Source organism: Hymenobacter sediminicola, assembly GCF_014250515.1.
Classification (GTDB): Bacteria; Bacteroidota; Bacteroidia; order Cytophagales; family Hymenobacteraceae; genus Hymenobacter; species Hymenobacter sediminicola.
The window spans coordinates 2862529-2884464 of record NZ_CP060202.1; the positions used below are offsets into that span (position 1 = coordinate 2862529).

General features: G+C 58.5%; 16 protein-coding genes and 1 other RNA gene. 11 read left to right on the forward strand and 6 right to left on the reverse strand.

Translation table 11 applies throughout. The annotated features are described in order from the left end of the window. Positions 1–146 precede the first annotated feature (146 nt). The 3 genes from lolA1 to H4317_RS12235 all read right to left on the reverse strand — a co-directional run bounded on the left by lolA1 (position 147) and on the right by H4317_RS12235 (position 5736). On the reverse strand, positions 147–791 hold the full coding sequence (lolA1, locus tag H4317_RS12225; RefSeq protein ID WP_185886879.1) for an outer membrane lipoprotein periplasmic chaperone LolA1: 645 nt from the start codon (positions 789–791) through the stop codon (positions 147–149). Between the two features lie 119 nt (positions 792–910). After that, positions 911–3898, reverse strand: coding sequence for an FtsK/SpoIIIE family DNA translocase (locus H4317_RS12230; protein ID WP_185886880.1), 2988 nt, complete (start codon positions 3896–3898; stop codon positions 911–913). A 119-nt stretch (positions 3899–4017) separates the two neighbouring features. Then, positions 4018–5736, reverse strand: coding sequence for a DUF6044 family protein (locus H4317_RS12235; RefSeq protein WP_185886881.1), 1719 nt, complete (start codon positions 5734–5736; stop codon positions 4018–4020). Between the two features lie 105 nt (positions 5737–5841). Here H4317_RS12235 and H4317_RS12240 point away from each other — a divergent pair, with 105 nt between their 5' ends. After that, complete coding sequence (locus tag H4317_RS12240; protein WP_185886882.1) at positions 5842–6273, forward strand: hypothetical protein; 432 nt, start codon at positions 5842–5844, stop codon at positions 6271–6273. Here H4317_RS12240 and xerD read toward each other — a convergent pair. Further along, a complete protein-coding gene (xerD, locus tag H4317_RS12245; protein WP_185886883.1) occupies positions 6270–7172 on the reverse strand; it encodes a site-specific tyrosine recombinase XerD in 903 nt (300 codons plus the stop codon). The two genes, H4317_RS12240 and xerD, sit on opposite strands and share 4 nt — an antisense overlap. 143 nt (positions 7173–7315) lie before the next feature. Between xerD and aroQ the strand changes: the two genes are divergently transcribed. From aroQ to H4317_RS12290, 9 genes are all read left to right on the forward strand, one after another. Continuing rightward, a complete protein-coding gene (gene aroQ, locus H4317_RS12250) occupies positions 7316–7762 on the forward strand; it encodes a type II 3-dehydroquinate dehydratase (protein ID WP_185886884.1) in 447 nt (148 codons plus the stop codon). Positions 7763–7951: 189 nt separating this feature from the next. Continuing rightward, positions 7952–9016 (forward strand): aminotransferase class V-fold PLP-dependent enzyme, encoded by a 1065-nt coding sequence (locus H4317_RS12255; RefSeq protein WP_185886885.1) that lies wholly within the window; start codon positions 7952–7954, stop codon positions 9014–9016. Between the two features lie 5 nt (positions 9017–9021). Next, positions 9022–9582: a MarC family protein gene (locus tag H4317_RS12260; RefSeq protein ID WP_185886886.1), complete on the forward strand. Its 561-nt coding sequence runs from the start codon at positions 9022–9024 to the stop codon at positions 9580–9582. An 80-nt stretch (positions 9583–9662) separates the two neighbouring features. Further along, positions 9663–10130 carry a ribonuclease HI gene (gene rnhA, locus H4317_RS12265; RefSeq protein WP_221899155.1) on the forward strand — a complete coding sequence of 156 codons (468 nt, stop codon included), beginning with the start codon at positions 9663–9665 and terminating at the stop codon, positions 10128–10130. Between the two features lie 18 nt (positions 10131–10148). Next, positions 10149–10556: RNase P RNA component class A (gene rnpB / locus H4317_RS12270), an RNA gene on the forward strand. An 86-nt stretch (positions 10557–10642) separates the two neighbouring features. After that, positions 10643–13276 carry a cellulase family glycosylhydrolase gene (locus tag H4317_RS12275; protein ID WP_185886888.1) on the forward strand — a complete coding sequence of 878 codons (2634 nt, stop codon included), beginning with the start codon at positions 10643–10645 and terminating at the stop codon, positions 13274–13276. Between the two features lie 2 nt (positions 13277–13278). Beyond that, positions 13279–15693, forward strand: a complete 2415-nt coding sequence (locus H4317_RS12280) for a glycoside hydrolase family 2 protein (protein WP_185886889.1) — start codon at positions 13279–13281, stop codon at positions 15691–15693. Between the two features lie 106 nt (positions 15694–15799). Further along, the gene (locus tag H4317_RS12285) at positions 15800–16957 is read left to right on the forward strand and encodes a sigma-54-dependent transcriptional regulator (protein ID WP_185886890.1); all 1158 of its coding nucleotides are present in this window, start codon (positions 15800–15802) and stop codon (positions 16955–16957) included. A gap of 112 nt (positions 16958–17069) precedes the next feature. Further along, positions 17070–17588, forward strand: coding sequence for a DUF421 domain-containing protein (locus H4317_RS12290; protein ID WP_185886891.1), 519 nt, complete (start codon positions 17070–17072; stop codon positions 17586–17588). Between the two features lie 44 nt (positions 17589–17632). Here H4317_RS12290 and H4317_RS12295 read toward each other — a convergent pair whose 3' ends face one another. Then, on the reverse strand, positions 17633–18637 hold the full coding sequence (locus H4317_RS12295; RefSeq protein ID WP_185886892.1) for a long-chain-fatty-acid--protein ligase: 1005 nt from the start codon (positions 18635–18637) through the stop codon (positions 17633–17635). Between the two features lie 117 nt (positions 18638–18754). On the opposite strand from H4317_RS12295, the gene H4317_RS12300 reads away from it, so the two are divergent. Beyond that, positions 18755–19336 (forward strand): hypothetical protein, encoded by a 582-nt coding sequence (locus H4317_RS12300; protein WP_185886893.1) that lies wholly within the window; start codon positions 18755–18757, stop codon positions 19334–19336. A gap of 75 nt (positions 19337–19411) precedes the next feature. Here the strand turns inward: H4317_RS12300 and H4317_RS12305 are convergent, their stop codons facing one another. Continuing rightward, positions 19412–21832, reverse strand: coding sequence for an alpha-ketoacid dehydrogenase subunit alpha/beta (locus H4317_RS12305; protein ID WP_185886894.1), 2421 nt, complete (start codon positions 21830–21832; stop codon positions 19412–19414). Positions 21833–21936: the final 104 nt, after the last annotated feature.

A 21936-nucleotide genomic window follows, 5' to 3' on the forward strand; every position in this document is an offset into this window, starting at 1 on the left:
CGCCATACCTACATATGAGCGGACAAGATACAGGAAACGAAATGTCCTATTTTGATTTCCATGCCGGTAGAGTTGGCTACTCTCTAAAACAAGCCGGCCCGCCTTTGCACGAAGCAGAAGCGGGCCGGCCAGAGTGGCAGAATAGCCTAACGCAGGTCAATGACCTTCACGCCTTTGTATTTAGCCTTGTCGAAGTTGAACGTGGTAGCATCCACGGGCACGTTCGGCGTAAACTTATTGATTTTGAAGGTGTAGCGGTTACCATTCTTCTTGAACATCTGCCAGCTTTTCACCGATTTATCGACTTTACTTACTTTCAGACGAACCTTGAAGACTGGGTTGTTGCGGTCTTCCGGCGACAACTCAATTACGTCCACGGCCTCACCGCCTTCCTTGGCTTCCTGCACGTAGGAGTACTTGTAGCCCTTTTTGTAGAGCGTATAGATCTGTGAGGGAGAAATTTCCTGCTCATCAGCCTCAAAATCCGAGATATTCACCTCGTTTTCCGATTTCATATACGTCCAAACAGTCTGGCCATTGTTGATGACTTCCTGACCACTGATTTTCAGCCGGAACTTTTGGCCGCTTACAAGAATGTCGCCGCTCAGATTCTCCTTCACTTTAGTCGCATCATTTTCCAGCGTCTGCGTGAAGTTGGCCCGGAAAGCTTTCATGGCCTGATACTTGGCGCTCATCTGGTCCAGAATCTTGCCGGCTTTGGGGTCCTGCTGCGCCGAGGCGGCCGACATAAACGACACGGACAGAGCGAGCAGGGCGAGGTATTTTTTCATTGCAAAAAGGTGATTCGGTAGGTTGAGTACAGAGACGTGCAAGAGGCTACTTTGTTTAAGCGAGAACAAAAAGAAGTGAAAAAACCTTCCGTATTGGCCTCCTGAACATTTTCAGACTCTTATTTCGGGAGCGTATTCAACAACTGTTCCAAACTGTACTCATCCGGAATTAATACCTCCCGGGCCTTGCTGCCCTCAAATGGCCCTACAATGCCAGCATGCTCCAACTGGTCTATGAGTCGGCCGGCGCGGTTGTAGCCTAGCTTCAGGCGGCGCTGCAGCAGTGAAGTGCTGCCCTGCTGGTGCGTGACGATGACGCGGGCTGCTTCCTCAAACATGGCATCGCGCTGCGAGGGGTCCATATCCTCAATGTCGCCGCTACCGCCGCCACTTTCGCCTACCACTTCGGGCAGCAGGTACGCATCGGGGTAGCCCTGCTGCTCCCCAATATAGTCGCAGAGGCGGTCCACCTCGGGCGTATCGATGAAGGCGCATTGCACCCGAATGATGTCGGAGCCCTGCGAAATCAGCATGTCGCCCTGGCCTACCAATTGGTCGGCGCCACCAGCATCCAGAATGGTGCGCGAGTCGATTTTGCTGGTCACTTTAAAGGAAATCCGGCACGGGAAGTTTGCCTTAATGATACCCGTAATAACGTTGACGGACGGGCGCTGCGTAGCCACAATCAGGTGAATACCAATGGCACGGGCCAGCTGCGCGAGACGGGCAATGGGCGTTTCCACTTCTTTGCCGGCCGTCATCATCAGGTCAGCCAGTTCGTCAATCACCAGCACGATGAAGGGCATGAAGCGGTGGCCCTTCTTCGGGTTGAGGCGGCGCTCGATGAACTTGCGGTTGTATTCCTTCAGGTTACGGCAGCCCGCATCCTTCAACAGGTCGTAGCGCTTGTCCATCTCCATGCACAGCGAATTAAGCGTGTTCACCACCTTCTTCGTGTCGGTGATGATGGCTTCCTCTGTGTCGGGCAGCTTGGCCAGGAAATGGCGCTCAATCTTGTTGAAGATGCTCAGTTCCACCTTTTTTGGGTCGACGAGCACAAACTTCAGCTGGGCCGGGTGGCGCTTGTAGAGCAGCGAAGCCAGAATCACGTTTAGGCCCACTGATTTACCCTGGCCGGTGGCACCTGCCATCAGCAAGTGCGGCATCTTGGCCAGATCTACCACAAATACCTCGTTGGTGATGGTGCGGCCGAAGGCAATGGGCAGGTCCATTTCGGTGTGCGCAAACTTCTCGGTAGCAAATACTGAGCGGATGCTCACCATTTCCTTCTTGGTGTTCGGCACTTCGATACCAATAGTGCCTTTGCCCGGAATTGGGGCAATAATACGGATGCCCAGCGCCGCGAGACTCAGCGCAATATCATCTTCGAGGCTCTTGATTTTGGAGATGCGCACCCCGGCGTCTGGCACGATTTCGTAGAGCGTGACCGTTGGGCCAATGGTAGCCTTGATGCTGGCGATGTTAATGCCATAGTGGCCCAGCGTCTCCACAATACGGTCTTTGTTGGCTTCCAGTTCCTCTTTGGTTACCTGTGCTTTCGCAACGCCGTAGTCGTTGAGCAGCTCCAGCGTGGGGTACTGATAGCGGGAGAGGTCCAGCGTAGGGTCGTAGTTGACGGCAGGCATGGTATCAGCATCCTCATCGTCGTCGGCAATGGAGGCCATATCGGCACCGGCGGCAGGGTCCAGCTCACCGGGCTTGGTTTCAATCTGGAAAGTGGGTTGATGCGTAGTGCTGAGCGCAACAGGCGTGGCAACTGGCAAGGGCATGTCGCCGTCGGCCAGATCGTCCATGGACAGAGGCGTAGGTATGCGGGCAGCAGTGGGAGCCAGCGGCTCCGGGTCGGTGGGTGCTTCTATGGAGAAGCTGGGGCCTTTGGTAGGAGCAGCGGCACCTCCTGAAGCTACGGTAGCGGCGGCACTAGCAGCACTCAAGCTAGCACCCGCGGCAGCTACACTCAGTGGCACAGCTGAGCCAGCCGCCCCAGCCATACCAGCCGCGGCAGCCGCTATAACAGGCACAGCAGGCGCAGCAAAAGCTGGTGAGGCGACAGAACCAGTCGTGACTACTGGCGCATCGGGCGCCGTAAACTCTTCTTCGTCCTCGTCTTCTGCTGCCAAAAGGGGCTGTAGTACTGGGCGCGTGGCTGCAACCGGCCGGATGTCACGCACGGTAATTCCTAGGTCGGGCTCTTCTTCCGGTTCATCCTGAGCCTCGAATGCGGCAGGCGTGGTAGCCCGATTGGTAGGGCGGCTGCTCAGGCCATCTGCTGACACAGCCTCCTCTTCCTCCTCTTCTCCCTCGGCACCAAAGCGGGGCAGCGTGATAGTGGTGACGTTGAAGAAATATACCACAAAGGAAATCAGCAGGAAGGCCAGCAGCAATACTGTGCCCCAGCCGATGAGGCTGTCGAGCCACACAGCAGCCTCGTAGCCAATACCGCCACTCAAAAAATCGAGGCGGTAGCCCAGGTTGGGGTCGGCATCGGGAGCCTGCATGGTGAGCACCACGTAGCCCAGCAGAACGCTCAGCCAGCCCATGATGAACAGGCACAGGGCCAGCACATAGCTCACCGAAACGCCGGCACGCCGGAATACAATCTTGTAGCCCAAGAAGAAGACAATCGGAATCAGGGCAAAAGCTGCTACCCCGAAACCCTTGTAAATCAGGAACTGTGCAGCCATAGCCCCGATTAGCCCCAGCCAGTTGCCCGACTGCTTGCCAGCTTCCTTCACCGGCGTCTGGTCTAGGCCTTCCACCACGCTTTGGTCGGCGTGCCCTGTGAACAGGAACGAGAAGAATGCGAAGGTCAGGTAGAGGGACCCGATTAGAAAGAAGAAGCCCAGAAACAGTTGAAAACGCCGGTCACGCAGGAAACCGAACATATTTCCCAGATTCAAGGAAGGCAGTTTCAGCGGCTTGCGCGGGGGCTTAGGAGCCGCCTTGGGTTCGGCAGCCCGCCGGTTCTCGCGGGGCGCGGCCACAGGTTCGGGCGCAGCCGCCCGGGGCTGGTTCGCACGGTTCGGCCGCGGCTCGTTGGCCCGGTTAACGGGGGTGGGGTCTTGCTTGTAGGTATTTTTTGCCATTCTCACGCACCAAAGGGCCAAATCTAGGTAATTCCGGTGAGTAACTAAGTAGGGTAGCAACCGGGTAATGACGGAAGCAAATCAACCATTTTCAGGTCAATCCACAGCAGATTAGCTACTCATTGCTTCAGTTTGTAGAGCCATATTCGCCAGTATGCGCCCGGTTGCTCAAACACAGCCGCCAGTTGCAGGCCGCTCCGGCCTGGTGCGGCCAGCTGTGCCGCCGACAGCACGTAGCGCCCGCCCATCTGGCGGAACGCGGCCGCATCGAAGGCGAAATCCTGCACCACTTGCTTTTGAAACGCACCCACCCGAAAATCCTTGCCCAGCTCCGCCGAAAACAGATAGCACCGGTTGCCCCAGGCATCGAAATAGCGGCGCAGCTCCGCGCTTTTGGCCAGCTCGCCAGCAATTATGGGGCGGAACCGGTGCTTATAGGCCAACGGATAATTGTTCTGGTACGAATCGAGAGTGTAAAAATTGTTGAGTTGTGCTACGGCCGGTGGAAGGCCCAGGCACGCCACCCGGTACTGCTCCTGCACAAGGCCCGACTCCTGACGAATAGTCTGCTGCACCAACTGAAACAGGTCCGGAGCTACGTAAGCCGTGTAGTTGGGTTCGTGCGGATTGGGCCGGCCGGCCAGCTCGCGTACATTATTCAGCCATTCCTGGTTCATGCCAAAACCAACGAGCAACTGTATGCCCACTACTACTGCCTGCCAGCGGCCGGGCAGGTAGCGCAACGCTAGGGCCAGCAACCAGAACCAAAACAGCGGCGCCAGAAAGTGGAAGCGGCCGAAATTGAACACGCCCAGCAGCGGCACCCGGTTTTGTCCTAGCGCTACCAGTTGCGGGTAGAAGCCGCTGAACAGCGCCAGCCCGGCCAGCCCCAGCAGCCACGGCAGCAGGCTACCCCAGCGGACAGCGCGCTGTCCGCTGGGAGCCAGGATTACGGCCACCGCTATAGCCAGCAGCACCGCTACACGCAGAAACCGGCTGGCATGGTACTGTCCCATCAGGAAAAACTGGCAGGCGCTGCGGAACCCTGCCTTCAGCCCTAATGGGGTCAGTTGAGCAAGATCAAACTCCAGCCGATGCGGCACAAACTGCCGGGTAACCAGCAAAGAGTAGAATAACGGCCATTCTACGACCAAGTACACACTCAACAGCAGGAATACCCCCAGCAAAAACACCCAGTTCGGGCGGCGCACCTGCCACCAGTCCCAGAGCCACAGCGCCGCCAACGCGGCCAGCACAAACGGCCCCACAAATACGAACATACTCCAGAGCGGAAACCCGACTATAATCACCCAGTGCCACCACCGCCCCACTTGCCGCCGCAACGCCAGAAACGCCAGCAGCAGCGCCGGCTGCCCCATCACCGACAGGCCATACATAGAATACAGCGGCAGCACTGCCCAGCCTAGTGCTACGGCCGCAGCTACAGTTTTAGCCCGAGGTGCTTGTAGCAGTTCTTGCCGCAACAGCGCGTACATTCCCAGCAAACCCAGCAGCCGCACCAAGGCCTGCTGCACCAAGTAGGCGGCCCAGGGAGGGAACAGCGCAAACAGGCCCATGCCCACATTCAGGCCCGAGCGAAGTGCGTTGCGCGGCAACCCATCCATGATGGCGGGCACTATTGCCGAGGGCCGGTAATCAAATATTACCCCATGATGGACAAGCAGATAGGGAATATTCAATTCCGCATCCAGATTATCATCAATTGTAACGTAACTATGCGCCAGCAGAATGCCGTATGGCAACAGAAACAGCAGCAAGCCCAGCAATGCCAGCAGCAACGGTGAAAACCGGGGCGAATCAGTAGGTTTTGATGGCACGCTAGTAAGTTTGTTGCAAAAGTACCCCGCCGCTCCATTACCTCCGCCTACACCTATTGCAATGCCCGATTAGGTTTCCTCCTACTCTTCTCCGCATTGCTCAATATGTCCGACTCCCCTGCCTTCTTCACCGCGCAACAGCCGTTTTGCCGTGTAGAATTTGATGCCTGCAACCATTGGCTCCGGGCCACATGGCGTGGTTTCGTAAATCCACAACAGGCCCTGCAAAGTGTGGTTTCGCACCTGAACCTGCTCAGCAGCCCTCTTTCTCCCCTTTTTCTGAACGATAACAGCCAGGTACTGAATCCGTGGTTTGACTCGCTGACCTGGCTCCGCTATGTCTGGGAAAGCACCAACACCTGCCCGCCTCCCTGTGTGGCCCACGTGATGCAGCCTGGCGCCAATGCCAACGTCGGCGACTTGGATACCAGCTGGACGCGCCGGGCCGGCACCGAATTGCAACTGTTTGAATCGGTGCAGGACGCGGAGGAGTGGCTGCATAGCTGCCAGCGGCAGCACTTTTCGCGCTCGGCCTAGCTCCTGGGGTGAAACGCCGTAATGACCTGCCGCAGGTAGTCCCGGTCGAGGTGGGTATAGATTTCGGTGGTTGTAATGCTTTCGTGGCCCAGCATCTCCTGCACTGCCCGCAGGTCAGCACCACCTTCTATCAGGTGTGTGGCGAAAGAGTGTCGAAACGTATGTGGGCTGATGCTCTTGCGCACCCCGGCCTTATCGGCGGCGGCTTTGATAACGGTAAAAACCGTCACTCTCGATAGTTTTGAGCCGCGCTTATTCAGGAATACGAAATCCTCATGGCCGGGCTTGATGTCGAGGTGGCAGCGGATGCCCTGCAGGTACAGGCCCACATGTTTCAGTGCGTCGCGCCCGATAGGCACGAGGCGCTCCTTGTTGCCTTTGCCGGTCACACGCACAAAGCCTTGGTCGGCGTACACATTGGAAAGGCGTAAATCGGTCAGTTCGCTCACGCGCAGGCCGGAGGAGTACAGCACTTCCAGCATGGCGCGGTTGCGGGTGCCTTCAGCCGTGCTCAGGTCGATACCGTCGAGCAGCTGCACTATCTCATCGTAGCTGAGCGTATCGGGCAGTTTGCGGCCGGTTTTGGGGGCTTCCAGCGTGTCGGTGGGGTCCAGCGTGAGCAGGTCTTCCATAATCATGAAGCTGAAGAAGGCCTTAATACCCGACAGAATTCGGGCCTGCGAGGTGGCGCTCAGGCCCATGCCGCCCAGCCACTCCAGAAACTCGCGCAATAGCGCCGTTGTCACTTCCTTGGGCGAGTTGGGCAGGTGCCGCAGTTCCAGAAAGTGTCGCAGCTTGCCCGCATCCCGCACATAGGCCTCCACAGAGTTGGCGGAAAGCGACTTTTCGAGCTGCAGGTAGCCTTCGAATTGCCGGAGCGTGACGGACCAAGTAGACATGTGTTGCGTGTTGGTTGCTGATTGTTGGCAGGTTGCCCGGATATTCGTGCAAGTTTAGCGAGACTTACCCGAGAAACCGGTTTCGTGGCCCGGTGGCCTGCCCACCGGCACTCAACAATCCAGCACTCAACCTATTTAACTATATGCAGCTTCTCATTCTCAACGGCCCCAACCTGAACCTGCTGGGCCGCCGCGAGCCAGGCATCTACGGCACCCGATCCTTCGACGACTACCTGCCTGAGTTGCGCGCCGCTTTTCCGGAAGTCACCATTGAGTATTTCCAGAGCAACCATGAGGGCGAACTGCTCGACAAGCTGCACGAAGTAGGCTACACGTATCATGGCATTGTGCTGAATGCCGGCGGCTACACCCACACCAGCGTGGCGCTAGCCGATGCCGTGGCTGCCATCAATACGCCCGTAATTGAGGTGCACCTGAGCAACCTGCACGCCCGCGAAGACTTCCGCCAACGCAGCCTGCTGGGCAAGCACTGCGTGGGCAGTATCAGTGGCTTCAAGCTAGAAAGCTACCGGCTGGCCGTGCAGTATTTCGAGAGCCTACGGCCCCGGCGGGTTGGGTTTAAAGTCTGACGCTGTAAGGCGGTTAACTGTGACGAGGTGATAACGTGACAGGAAAAAATGTTCTTGCGCATCTTAAGCCTGTGAGGATGTTTTTACTTGTTGTCTTCGTCACCCCATCACAGTTGGCCTCATCACTTTCTCACCTTATCCCCCCATCAGCTTACTACCTTTGCAGTTCCTCTAGCCTCACCACACCTTATGTATACATTCAATCCCGGCCCTTCACAGGTGTACCCACAGGTGCGCCAATACCTCCAGGATGCTTTCGATGAAGGCTGGCTCTCGGCCCCGCACCGCGGTGAGCGGTTTACGGGCCTCATGCGCCAGACCGTGCAGGAGCTGAAAAATAAGCTCAATGTCCCGCAGGACTACACCGTGTTTTTCATGAGCTCGGCTACCGAATGCTGGGAAGTCCTGACACAGAGCCTCACGCCGCGCAAGAGCTTCCACCTCTACAGCGGCGCGTTCGGCGAGAAATGGTACGAGTACGCCAAGGCGCTGCGGCCGGCCTCCATCGGCTACCAGTTTGGCATCGATGAGGTGCCCGACGTGGCAGCCCTGCCCCTGCCCGACCACGAAACCGACCTTGTCTGCATCACGCAGAACGAAACCAGCAACGCCACGCAACTCCGCGACGGCTTCATCCTGAACCTCTACAACCGCCTCGGTTCGGCGCTGCTGGCCGTTGATGCCACCTCTTCCATGGCGGGCGTGCAGCTCAAGTACATCAAGGCCGATGTGTGGTACGCATCGGTGCAGAAATGCTTTGGGCTGCCGGCTGGGCTGTCGCTCATGATTCTGTCGCCGCGGGCCGTGGCGCGCCTGCGCGAAATCAACGAGCGGAGCCACTACAACTCGCTGGCCTCGCAGTACGAGAAGATGCTGAACTGGCAGACCACGCACACCCCCAATGTGCTGGGCATTTATCTGCTCTACCGGGTGCTGCAGGAGCGGCCCGTTATCAAAACGGTGCACCAGCATTTGCAGGAGCGGGCTACCAAGCTCTACGACTACTTCGAGCAGGCCACGCAACTCACGCCGCTCGTCACGAACCCGGAAACCCGCTCCACCACGGTTATTGGCCTGCAAGGCGCGCCCGCCCTGATTGATGAGGTGAAGCGCCGCGCGCTGGCGCAGGGCTTACAGCTCGGCAACGGCTACGGTAACTGGAAAGCTGGCAGTCTGCGTATTGCCAACTTTCCGGCCATTCCGGATGCCGCATTTGAGCAGTTAGTGCAGTTTTTCGCCAAGGAGTTTGCCTAAACCGCATGTTCAGTCTCAAGGAAATATTCTCTGTCACGCTCACGCTTTTCGCCGTGATTGATATTCTGGGCTCCATCCCGATTATCATCCAGATCCGGCAGCGCGAGGGCAAAATCAACTCCGAGAAGGCCACACTGGTTGCGGGCCTGCTGATGTTCGTGTTCCTGTTTCTGGGCCAGAGCATTCTGAGCTTATTTGGCGTCGATTTTCAGTCGTTTGCGCTGGCAGGAGCTATTATCATCTTCCTGATTGGCATGGAAATGATTCTGGGCATCGAGCTGTTTCGGCACAATCCTACGGCGGCATCGGGCTCCATTGTGCCACTGGCGTTTCCGCTCATTGTGGGGGCCGGCACCATGACCACCTTGCTTTCTCTGCGGGCCGCCTACTCGCTGCCCAACGTGCTGGTGGGCATTCTGCTGAACCTCGTGTTCGTGTACGGCGTGCTCAAAAGCAGCGCCTGGATTGAGCGGAAGCTGGGCAAAGCCGGCGAAGACATTCTGCGCCGCGTGTTCGGCGTGATTCTGCTGGCCATTGCCATCAAGCTGTTTAAGAGCAATTTTTGACCCTATAACGTCATTCCGAGCATGTGGCGCATCAAGCCAAGGCCCGAGGAATGACTGCCTTTTTTTCATTTCCCCGCACATTGATTTACCTGTTCACCGACGGTTCTTCCCGCGGCAACCCTGGCCCCGGCGGCTACGGCGCTATCCTGCGCTTTGGGCAGCACGAAAAGGAGCTGACCGAAGGCTTCCGCCTCACCACCAACAACCGCATGGAGCTGCTGGCCATCATCGTGGGCCTCGAAGCCATCAACCGCCCTGAGCTGCCCATTACCGTCGTCACGGACTCGAAGTACGTGGTGGATTCGGTAGAGAAGAAGTGGGTGTTTGGCTGGGAAAAGAAGGCCGACTTCGGCAAGAAAGCCAACGAAGACCTCTGGCGGCGCTTCCTGAAAGTGTACCGCCAGCGCACCGTGCACTTCAAATGGGTGCGCGGCCACAACGGCCACCCCGAAAACGAGCGGTGCGACCAACTGGCCGTGCGCAGCGCCACCGGCACCAAGCTGCTGGTAGATGAGGGCTACGAATTGATAGAGGCTCGCCGGGCGTAAATGCCTACCTTTGCCTCAGTGATGAGTCGCTCCACCGCGGCGCCTGTGTCAAAAGCAGGCGACGAGGAAAGTCCGGGCAACACAGAGCACCTTGCTTCCTAACGGGAAGGACCGGGAAGTATAATGCAACCCGGGACAGCCAGTGCCACAGAAAATACCGCCTACGTTGCCCTCGGGCAGCCGGTAAGGGTGAAAAGGTGCGGTAAGAGCGCACCAGCGGCTGGGTGACCAGTCCGGCTGGGTAAACCTCAGGGGTTGAAAGACCAAATAAGCTGGCACGCGTCCTGCGAGGGCGCACCGGGCGGCTCGTCCGGGGCCAGCGGGTAGGTTGATGGAGCCTTTCCGCGAGGACTGGCCTAGATAAATGGTGGAGGCGCGGCCTTTCGGGGCAGCGTACAAAACCCGGCTTACAGACTCATCATTACGGCTTACGGCCGCCGCAACGTTACTTGCGGCGGCCGTTTTCGTTTCTGCGTAGTGTTACTTCGCGCATCCAATTGTCTCTACTGTCTATGCCTCTTTTTTCCCTTTGCCGGCTCGCAGCTACATTGTTCCAGCAGCGTACGGCCCTCTGCTTTCTGGCCTTTTCCCTGCTAATCAGCATTTCAACGCAGGCCCAGTCCCCGCCGCCCGCCAAAGCCGATGTGTATTTAGATGCCAAAGGCGTGATGCGCTGGCAGGGCAGCAAGCAGGAAGTAGCGCTGTTTGGCGTGAACTATACGGCTCCATTCGCCCACTCGTACCGCTCTATTAAAAAGCTGGGCATGAAGCCCGAGCAGGCCATTGAGCAGGATGTGTACCACCTTTCCCGGCTGGACATAGATGCTTTCCGGGTCCACGTGTGGGACGTAGAAATTACGGACACGCTAGGCAATGTGCTCGAGAATGAACACCTACGCCTGCTCGACTACCTGATTCAACAGCTCAAGCAGCGCCGCATCAAAATCATCCTGACCCCAATTGCTTACTGGGGCAATGGCTACCCGGAAAAGGACACCGCGCAAACCGGCTTCTCCAGCATTTATCCCAAGGGACGCGCCTACAACAATCCGCGCGCCATCAAGGCGCAGGAAAACTACTTGGCGCAATTCCTCAACCACCGCAACCAGTACACCGGCCAGCTCAACCGCGAAGACCCCGACATCATTGCCTACGAAGTGTGCAACGAGCCCCACTACCGGCAGCCCGAAGCGGAGGTAAGCACCTTCGTGCAGCGTATGGTACAGGCCATGCGGGCTACTGGCTACAAGAAGCCTATCTTCTACAACATTGCCGAAAGCCCGGCAGTAGCTAATGCCATCCTGAATAGCCCCGTGCAGGGCTTCACGTTTCAGTGGTACCCTTCGGCGCTGGTGGGGGGCCATACACTGCGCGGCAACCTGCTGCCGCTGGTAGACAGCTACCCGATTCCGTACGCCAAAGACCCGCGTTTCAGCAGCAAGCCACGCATGGTGTATGAGTTCGAGTCGGCAGATATTCTGCAGCCGGTGGCGTACCCGATGATGGCGCGCAGCTTCCGGAGTGCCGGCTTCCAGTGGGCTACCCAGTTTGCCTACGACCCGCTGGCCATAGCCTTTGCCAACACCGAATACCAGACCCACTACCTCAACCTAGCCTACACGCCCGCCAAGGCCCTGAGCCTGCTGATTGCGGGGAAAGTATTCCGGCAGGTAAAACTCGGTCAGCAGTTTGCCACCTATCCTGCCGACTCGGTTTTTAATGATTTCCGGATCAGCTACCGCGCCGCCGTGAGTGAGCTGAACACGCCGGAAGAATTCTACTACACCAGCAGCACCACCACGCAGCCGCGCAAACTTGCTGCTCTGCGCCGGCTCGCGGGCACCGGTTCGTCGCCGGCAGTACACTACGAAGGCACCGGCGCCTACTTCCTCGACCGGCTGGCTACGGGCGTGTGGCGGCTTGAGGTGATGCCCGATGCCATTGCAATACGTGACCCGTTTGCCACTACTTCGCTCCGTCAGGCTGTTACGCGCATCGTCTGGAACACCCAACCAATGCAGCTGACGTTGCCGGGCCTAGGTTCTGATTTCGCAGTGCGCGGTCTGAACGCCGGCAATTCGTTTCAAGCACAAGCCACCAGCAGCACCGTGCGACTGCAGCCAGGCGTGTACCTAGTGTCGGCGCGCGGCAAGTCTACGGCAGCCTTCACGGCTGAAACCATGCTGGGCGCTATAAAGCTAGGCGAGTTCGTGGCGCCCCCAGCTACAGACCTCCCTACCCAAGTGATGCACACGGCCCCTACCCAACTGGCTACCGGGCAGCCTGCCGTGCTACAGGCCACCATAGCCGGTGCCGCCGCTACCGATTCGGTGATGCTTGTGGCCCAGCACTATTATGGTCGCACCCGCACTCTGCCCATGCGCCGCCTCACGCTTACAACAGCCGAAGCTACCGTCCCCGCCGACTTGTTGTATCCGGGCCTGCTTCGCTACTGGATTGTGGTGAAGCGCAACGGCACTTCCACCACTTTCCCGGGCGGTTTCAGAGGCAGCCCCCTCAGCTGGGACTATGCGCCCCGGGAGCATTATGAGGCATCTGTTGTAGCACCCGGTTCCGCTCTGCCGCTCTACGTGGCGGCGCTTGATCAGCAACGAACCGAAACCGGCGGCATCAACGGAGGCGGCTGGGCCGACTACGTGACGAGCAGCAACGGCCAGTTGGCGCTGCGTCTGCTGCAGAGCCCGCCGCCGGCTAGCCCCATTCCCTTCTCCGACCCGACCGCACCGGTGGCCTTCCTGCGCGCCTACTTCGGCGACCGGCTGGCTACGCGGGCCGCCGATGCCGCCAATTTCCGGGAACTAGTGATACGCGGCCGCCGCGGTGCCGGCGCCGGTACTGTGCGCTTGGTTCTCACCACCCGCGACGCGGAAGCCTACGTAGCCGATGTGGATCTTCCGGCTGAAATGCAGGAAGTGCGGGTTCCTTTGACGGCTTTCCGCCCGGGTGCTCAACTGCTGCTGCCACGCCCCTACCCTAGCTTCCTGCCCCTCTCCTTCCAGGCCAATGGTCCGGTGGCGCTGCCACTGGCACAGGCTGAAGTGCTGCAAGTGCTCCTCGGGCCTGCGGCCCAGTCAGCGGCTGATGCCCGCCCCTTCCTCGACCTTGAATCTATCTATCTGCGCTAACGATGCTGCTTCGCAACTTTCTCCCACATAGTCTGGCACTAGTAGCCTGGCTGTCTCTGGCAGCCTGCACACGCTCCGGCAGTTCCTCTCAGCCCAGTGAAACCGCGCTGCCTGCTAGTTTCAACACGGACTGGGAATTTGTGCGGGATGTGGATACCGTAGTCGGACCGGCCTTCTTTGTTCGCGAAGACAAGGTTCGTCCTTGGGCGGGCGTACTGTTGCCGCACACGCCGCGCCTGGAGGCAGTCGTTACCAAGGAACAGCAGTGGCAGGGCACCTGTTTCTACCGCCGGTTTTTCCGGGTTTCGGCCGCCGACACCAGCCGCCGTGTGGCAGTCCGCTTCGAGGGAGCTATGCACGAGGCCGATGTGTACCTGAACGGCCTGCGTCTTGCTCGCCACCAAGGCGGCTACCTGCCCTTTACCGTAGATCTGACGCCTTATCTGAAAGCTAATGTGGAGAACTGCCTGCTGGTGAAGCTCAACAACCAGGACAACCAGGCCATTCCGCCCGGCAAGCCTCTTAAAGACCTTGATTTTAACTACTATGGTGGCCTTTACCGGCCCGTGCAGCTAGTCGTGCAGGAGCGGCTGCGCATCACGGACGCCGTGGAAGCTGCCCGCCCGGCAGGCGGCGGCATTATGCTGCACTACGAGAATGTGAGTGAGCAGCAGGCTACCCTGCATGTTCAGACTGAGGTCCGGAATGATTACCGCGACGCCCGCATTTCCAAGGTGCAGACTGTGGTGCTGGATGCGCAGGGCAAGGAAGTAGCACGTACCCTCACTGATGCGCCGTTGCTCACGCCGGGCGCGGCTACATCGGTAAGGCAACTTCTGCCGCTGGCGCAGCCCACTCTGTGGTCAGCAGACCGCCCTTACCTCTACCAGGTAGTGGTGAGTGTGCTGAACGACAAAGGCCAGCGTGTGGATCAGCAACGGCTTTCTACCGGCGTCCGCACCATTCGGTTTGCGCCGGATGGCTTCTACCTGAATGGCCAGAAAACCCGACTTCGGGGTACCAACCGGCATCAGGAATACCCCTACTTGGGCTACGCCCTGTCGGATGAAATGCAGTACCGAGACGCCTGGAAAATCAAGGAGGCCGGCTTCAACTTTGTGCGCTGCTCCCACTACCCTCCTTCGCCGGCCTTCCTGCAAGCCTGCGACGAACTGGGGCTACTGGTGATGAACTCGATTCCGGGCTGGCAGTTTTTCGGCGACGCGGCGTTCCAACTCAACAGCCTGCAGAACGTGCGCGACATGGTGCGCCGCGACCGAAACCACCCCAGCATTGTGCTCTGGGAAGCGGCCCTCAATGAGACGGACATGAGCAAGTCGTTCATGGACCAGGCCCACCAGGCAGTGCACGAGGAACTGCCCTGGCCTACCGATGTGTATACCTGCGGCTGGCTAGACTATGCCTACGATGTATTCATTCCGGCCCGCCAGCACGCTAAAGCCCCCGACTACTGGCACAAATACAGCAAGCAGAAGCCTATTTTGCTCTGCGAATATGGCGACTGGGAATACTACGCCCAGAACGCCGGCTTCAACCAAACAGCCTACGCGGGCCTGAAGGCCTCGGAACGCACGTCGCGGCAATTGCGGGGCCAGGGCGAGCAGGCGCTGGCGCAGCAGGCCCTCAACTTCCAGGAAGCCCACAACGACAACTTCATCGGGCCGGCCATCGGCGACGCCAACTGGCTGCAGTTCGACTATAAACGCGGCTACGACCCGGACATCGAATCTTCAGGCATCATGGATATCTACCGGCTGCCCAAATTCGCGTTCTACTTCTACCAGAGCCAATATGGCCCCGTGCCCGACGCCTTGGGTTTCGGTAAGCCCATTGTGTTCATTGCAAGCTATGCCCAAGCCAGCAGCACGCCCCGGCAAGTGCGCGTATACAGCAACTGTAGTGAGGTAGAATTGCAGCTGGATGGCCGCACGCTAGCCCGCCAACGCCCCGACCAAGACCGGTACTCCAACCAGCTGGCGCACCCCTCTTTCACCTTCACAGTCCCGGCGTTTGCCACGGGCACACTGCGGGCAGTAGCCTACCAAAACGCAAAACCGGCAGCAGAACACACCTGTCGCACTCCAGGCAGCCCTCACCATGTGCAGCTCTCTTTCGATAAAAGCGGCCGCGACCTGACGGCTGGCCGCCAAGATGCCGTGTTTGTGTACGCTACCGTAGTAGATGCCCAAAACACGCCCATCCCGACTGCCACCACGCCCATTCGTTTTGCCGTAACGGGTGATGCAGAACTGCTCGGCGACAACCCGGTAGCGGCTGAGGCAGGCGTCGCTACGACGCTGCTACGGGCCGGCCGAACAGCGGGTACCCTGCGTGTCACGGCCACGACCGAGGGCCTGCCCGCTGCTACGCTGGAGCTACCAAGCGTTAACCCCTAGCGTGGGCAGCACGCCCCTATACTAGTAGTGTCTTCCGTGCCGACGACATCGTTTGCACGCAGGTTTTCGTTACTTTGACTTTTCCCATTTCCTCTTACTTCAGCCCATGCCCCGCATTCTCATCATTGACGACGAAAAGGCCATTCGCAATACGCTAAAGGAGATTCTCGAATACGAAAGCTACCAAGTAGATCAGGCAGAAGACGGCCCCACCGGCCTCGACATGCTCATCCGCGACAAATATGACGTGGTGCTCTGCGACATCAAAATGCCCAAAATGGATGGCATTGAGGTGCTGGAGCGGGCTAGTGTGCTGGCTCCGGATGCCGCTTTCATCATGGTATCGGCGCACGGCAATGTGGAAATGGCCGTGGATGCTACCAAGAAAGGCGCCTACGATTTCCTGCAGAAGCCACCAGACCTCAACCGGCTGCTCGTGACCGTGCGCAACGCCCTGGACCGCACCAAGCTGGTGGCCGAAACCAAAACATTAAAGAAAAAAGTGGCCAAAAGCTCCGAGATGATTGGCTCATCGGAGGGCCTTGGGGCAGTACGCAAGGCCATTGAAAAAGTAGCTCCTACTGACGCGCGGGTGCTCATTACCGGGCCTAATGGAGCTGGCAAAGAGATGGTAGCGCGCCAGCTGCACGAACTCAGCAACCGCGCCAACGGCCCGCTGGTAGAGGTGAACTGCGCTGCCATTCCTTCCGAGTTGATTGAATCAGAGCTGTTTGGGCACGAGAAAGGGTCGTTTACGTCGGCCGTGAAACAGCGTATCGGTAAATTTGAGCAGGCCGATGGCGGCACGCTTTTCCTGGATGAAATTGGCGACATGAGCCTTTCGGCGCAGGCTAAAGTGCTGCGTGCTTTGCAGGAAAACAAGATTACCCGCGTAGGTGGCGAGAAGGAAATTTCGGTGAATGTGCGCGTGCTGGCGGCCACCAACAAAAACCTGCTCCAGGAAATTGCAGACCGTAACTTCCGCGAAGACCTGTACCATCGCCTCTCCGTCATCCTGATTCAGGTACCGGCCCTCAATGACCGCCGCGACGATATTCCGGAGCTTATTGAGAAGTTCCTCAAGGACATAGCCAGCGACTATGGCACCAAGCCCAAACAGATTGATGCTGCTGCCTTAGAGTATCTTAAAGGCCTCGATTGGCGCGGCAATATCCGGGAGCTACGCAACGTAGTGGAGCGCCTCGTCATCATGAGCGACGACACCATTTCCGCGGCCGACGCCAAGGCGTTTGCCGGTAAATAACTTCCGGTCGTTGGCAAACATCAGCTAGCGGCGGCAGTTTTAGTGTAACTACAGACAGCGCGGGCCAGCCGCCGGGTAAGCCTCCGGTTGCTGGCCCGCGCTGTTGTTTATTTTGTCTCAAACCCGATATGCAATGCAGGAGTTTTTCAACAACCTACTGGGCATGCAAGCCACGGCCGACACCATTACCATTGGGCAAACCTGCGCGCGGGCTGTACTGGTGTTTCTGGTGGCGCTGGTGCTGCTGCGGCTGTCGGGTCGCCGCACATTCGGCGGCAATAGTGCCCTCGACATGGTAGTGAAATTCATGTTTGGCGCCCTACTCAGCCGCGTCATTATTGCTGATGCGCCAATGGGCATTACGTTCGTGGCCGCTGCTGCTTTGGTATTTGTGCACCGGACACTGGCATACGCAGTGTATTTTTCGCCACTGCTGCGCAAGCTGGTGAAAGGCTCCGACTCCATCTTAGCGGAAGGGGCAACCATTCATCAGCACGAGTTGCGCCAAGCCAGTGTGAGCGAGCAGGAGCTTCGTGCCGGCGTACGGGCCGCTGCCAGCACCAACGACCTGTCCACTATCAAAGAGGTTCGCCTGGAGCACGACGGCGTGATTACTGTCGTGAAGAAGTGAACTGTCAGCCCGATTCCTATGCTGTTCGGAAAGACAAAGCCAGATTAGCTGCTCACCATCTGGTTGCAGCCGCGCACATCAGAGTTATCTATCCGGCCAAGCACTTCGAAGGACCCATCGGGATGCATCCGGGCTAGGTCCTTGGTTTCGATGAAAGCGCAGGAGTCTATGTTGGCTAGGTCGATGACATTAATGGCGCCGTCGGGGCGGGTGGCGGATACGGCAAACGGGTCGGCGGGGTCGCGCAGCAACACTTGCAACTGCGGCGGCGCATGGAAACGCCCATCCCCGAAGCTGTAGGCCTGGCTGAGCAGTTCCGTCATACCGTACTCGGAGTGAATGCCGGCCGGCCCGAATGCCTGCTGGAGTTCCTGGTGTAGCTCCTCCCGGATCATCTCGCGGCGGCGCCCTTTCATACCACCAGTTTCCAGCACGGTCAGGCCCTGCAGTTCCGACACGGCACCATATTCTGCTGCTAGGTCCAGTAGCGCATAGCTCACCCCAAACAGCAGTACGCGCCGCCCCTGCTCTTTCGCCTCGCCCAGCGCCTGCAGCAGCGCGCTATGGTCGTGCAGGAAAAAGGCCTGCTGCTGTTGTCCTGATTCGCGGGCAAAGTACTCGACCATAGCGACCAGCGACGAATGGCCCTGCTCCAGATAGGATGGCAACAGCGCCAAAAACGTCCAGTCCTGCAAGGGACCATAGTAGCGCTGGAAAATATGGGCGGCGTTCTGGCGGTAGAGCTGCGGGTGGCGGAGGTGATGGTGGCTGCGCTGCTGCTGCGTGGTGCCGCTGCTCAGAAACAGCTCCTGCGGCGTCCAGCTTTCCGGCTTCGTGCGGACCTCATGCGTTTTGAAAAACTCGATGGGCAAAAACGGAATATCCGCCAGCTGCTGCACCTGCGCCGGATTGCGGCCTAGGGCCGCGAGGTAGGCGCGGTAAGGTGGGCAGTGCTCGGCCTGGTGCCGGAACAGGCGCAGGGCCACCGCTGGGGCCGTAGCATCCGTCAGGTGAGGCAATGCATTCAGGTAGTCGTCGCGGAAACTCATTAGCAGGAAGCGGGGTTTGCAGAGAGTATAACAATTGCGTTCCGGCTTCGTTGAGAAGTTGTACCTTTTGCCCGTTGCTTCGGCAGCTCGTATCGTAGTTTACAGTTTCCTATGACCATGTTTCGTACTCTTCGTGCAGGGTTGCTCATCGTGGTGGGCGGCGTAGCCATTGGCTCTTGTATCAGTCCGCCCGACTTTCCCGAAACACCCAGCATCGAATTTAAGGAGCTGATTGTGAAGCGGCAGCCCTCCAACGGCAGCATTCCGGTTGATAGCGTAATTGTGACGGTAAGCTTCAAAGACGGCGACGGCGACTTGGGCCTTACGGAAGAAGAATACAACAATGATCCGTACAAGCGGCTTAATAGCGACGGCACGCTCAACCTGAACCACTGGAATTATTACTTCAAGCTCTTCGTGAAGGCTCCTGGCGATACGGAATTCCGGCCCTACACGATAACGCCTGATTTGCTGGTGCTCAAACCGGAAGACTATTACGGCCAGTTCCCGCATCTGGAGCCACCAAACATCGACAAGAAAGCTCCGCTGCAGGGTGATTTGCGCTTCAGCCAAGCATTTACGCTGGGCTCCCCCTTTTACCCAGGCCAGGAAGTGCGGTTTGAGGTGACGATTAAGGACCGTGCGCTTAATACCAGCAACACCGTTACTACCTCCAGCTTTGTTGTAGCGCCCCAGTAATAAGCAGCATAACCCACATAAGAAATCCCCGCTGGCCGCGTTTTGCAGCACCAGCGGGGATTTTCTGTTTAGGCACTAGTAAATGGCCGGGAACTGCTTGGGGTCAACTTCCTGCATCAGCGCGTACACCGTATCGAACACATCTTCGGTATTAGGCTTGCTGAAGTAGTCGCCGTCGGAGCCGTAGGGCGGGCGGTGAGGCTGGGCCGCAATGCAGCGCGGCGCTGAGTCGAGGTAGCGGTAGGCATCCTGCTCATCGAGCACCTGCTGCAGCATGTACGCCGTAGCGCCGCCCGGTACGTCTTCATCGGCGAAGATGACCCGGTTGGTTTTGCGGATGCTGTCCGTGATGATGTGCTCTAAATCGAAAGGGAGTAGGGTTTGCACGTCCAGCACTTCTACCGAAATACCCGCGTCGGCGAGTTGCTTAGCGGCTTCCAGCACAATGCGGCACATCGAGCCGTAGGTAACAATCGTTACGTCGGTTCCTTCGCGCAGCACTTCGGGCATGCCCAGCGGCAGCGTAAACTCGCCTACGTTGCTCGGGATCCGCTCTTTCAGGCGGTAACCGTTAAGGCACTCAATCACAATGGCTGGCTCATCAGAACGCAGCAAGGTGTTGTAGAATCCTGCGGCCTGCGTCATGTCGCGCGGTACGCACAGGTGCATGCCCCGGATGGAGCCCAGAATCATCTGGATGGGTGAGCCGCTGTGCCAGATGCCTTCGAGGCGGTGGCCGCGGGTGCGCACGATGAGCGGCGCTTTCTGACCACCCTTGGTGCGGTACTGCAGGCAGGCTACGTCGTCACTCAGAATCTGAATGGCGTAGAGCAGGTAGTCGAGGTACTGAATTTCGGTGATGGGACGCAGACCGCGCAATGCGGCCCCGATGCCCTGCCCCACAATAGTGCACTCCCGAATGCCGGTATCCGTCACGCGCAGTTCGCCGAACTTATCCTGCAAGCCGGCAAAGGCTTGGTTTACGTCGCCGATACGGCCCACGTCCTCGCCAATGGCGAAGATGCGCGGGTCGCGCTGAAAATTGGCGTCGAAACAGGCTTGCAGTACTTCGCGGCCATCTACCTGTGGGGCATCGGCAGCAAAGGCCACCTTCACCTCCTCGATGTTGCCAACGGCTTCCTCGCTTTGGCTGAACAGGTAAGAGTTGTAACGGTCCGCGTTTTCGGCGAGGGCCTGCTCCAGCCAGTTTACCAGTTCGCGGCGAGCCCCGCTACGCTGGCCCCGCACTTGGCGCAACGCCCGGCGTGTGGTGCGCACCAAATCAGCACGGATAGGCGTGGGACTGTGCTCCAAATGCTCTACCAGCTCATGCAGGCCATTTTCTGTTCCGGTTTCGGCTACCAGCTTGTTGAGCATCACCACCACCTCGTCGCGTTCCTGCTTGATGGGGTTGAAGAACTCACTCCAAGCGGCTGTGCGGGCTACTTTCACAGTTTCTTTGGCCTCAGCTTCAATCTGATTCAGCTCCTCTTCGGTAGCATAGGCTTCGGCCAGCAGCCACTCGCGCATCTTGCGCAGGCAGTCGTGCTCCTCTTCCCACGAAAGCCGATCTTTGGACTTATACCGCTCGTGCGAGCCGCTGGTGCTGTGGCCCTGCGGCTGCGTTACTTCGGTCACGTGAATGAGCACTGGCACGTGCTGGGTGCGGCACAGCTCGGCGGCGCGCTGGTACGTATCAACCAAGGCAGCGTAGTCCCAGCCTTTTACCACGAAAATCTCGAAGCCCTGCTCGCCTTCCCCGTCGCGCTGCAGGCCAGCCAGAATGGCGGAAATGCTTTGCTTGGTGGTCTGATACTCAGCCGGCACCGAAATGCCGTAGTGGTCATCCCAGACGCTCATCAGCATCGGAATCTGAAGCACACCAGCGGCATTCAGCGCCTCGAAGAACATGCCTTCGGAAGTACTGGCGTTGCCGATGGTACCAAACGCCACCTCGTTGCCGTTCACCGAAAACTGGTCGAACTGATGCAGGTCGGGGTTCTGGCGGTAGAGCTTGGAAGCGTAAGCCAGCCCTACGAGGCGCGGCATCTGGCCGGCTGTGGGCGAAATATCGGCGGAAGAGTTTTTGCTCTGTACCAGGTTTTTGAAGTTGCCGTCCTCGTCCAGGATGCGCGTGGCGAAGTGGCCGTTCATGGCGCGGCCGGCAGTGGCGGGCTCGGCTTCGGCATCGGGGTGGGCATAGAGCTGCGCGAAATACTGCTGCAGCGTTAGTTCGCCGGCGGCCAGCATAAACGTCTGGTCGCGGTAGTAGCCGGAGCGCCAGTCGCCGGGCTGAAAGGCCCGCGCCATGGCCAGCTGCGGCAGCTCTTTGCCGTCGCCGAAGATGCCGAACTTGGCCTTGCCCATAAATACTTCCTTGCGGCCGGCCAACGACGCCTGCCGGCTTTCCCAGCCCAAACGATAGTCGCGGAGCAGTTCTTCTTTAGTTAAGGTAGTGGCAGTAGCCATCAGGTCAGCAGATTCAGCAGTGGGCATAAAACGGATGGGGAGGGATGTTGATGCCAGGTAAACAGGGGGCGGAAAGAGTACCTGCGAGGAACAGATGCCCAAAAGTACGGATTTGGCCGGGAGCATTCGTT

Coding starts and splice junctions, on each gene's coding strand:
- lolA1 (WP_185886879.1), bottom strand. CDS start 791: ATGAAAAAATACCTCGCCCTGCTCGCTCTGTCCGTGTCGTTTATGTCG.
- H4317_RS12230 (WP_185886880.1), bottom strand. CDS start 3,898: ATGGCAAAAAATACCTACAAGCAAGACCCCACCCCCGTTAACCGGGCC.
- H4317_RS12240 (WP_185886882.1), top strand. CDS start 5,842: ATGTCCGACTCCCCTGCCTTCTTCACCGCGCAACAGCCGTTTTGCCGT.
- xerD (WP_185886883.1), bottom strand. CDS start 7,172: ATGTCTACTTGGTCCGTCACGCTCCGGCAATTCGAAGGCTACCTGCAG.
- aroQ (WP_185886884.1), top strand. CDS start 7,316: ATGCAGCTTCTCATTCTCAACGGCCCCAACCTGAACCTGCTGGGCCGC.
- H4317_RS12255 (WP_185886885.1), top strand. CDS start 7,952: ATGTATACATTCAATCCCGGCCCTTCACAGGTGTACCCACAGGTGCGC.
- H4317_RS12260 (WP_185886886.1), top strand. CDS start 9,022: ATGTTCAGTCTCAAGGAAATATTCTCTGTCACGCTCACGCTTTTCGCC.
- H4317_RS12275 (WP_185886888.1), top strand. CDS start 10,643: ATGCCTCTTTTTTCCCTTTGCCGGCTCGCAGCTACATTGTTCCAGCAG.
- H4317_RS12280 (WP_185886889.1), top strand. CDS start 13,279: ATGCTGCTTCGCAACTTTCTCCCACATAGTCTGGCACTAGTAGCCTGG.
- H4317_RS12285 (WP_185886890.1), top strand. CDS start 15,800: ATGCCCCGCATTCTCATCATTGACGACGAAAAGGCCATTCGCAATACG.
- H4317_RS12295 (WP_185886892.1), bottom strand. CDS start 18,637: ATGAGTTTCCGCGACGACTACCTGAATGCATTGCCTCACCTGACGGAT.
- H4317_RS12300 (WP_185886893.1), top strand. CDS start 18,755: ATGTTTCGTACTCTTCGTGCAGGGTTGCTCATCGTGGTGGGCGGCGTA.
- H4317_RS12305 (WP_185886894.1), bottom strand. CDS start 21,832: ATGCCCACTGCTGAATCTGCTGACCTGATGGCTACTGCCACTACCTTA.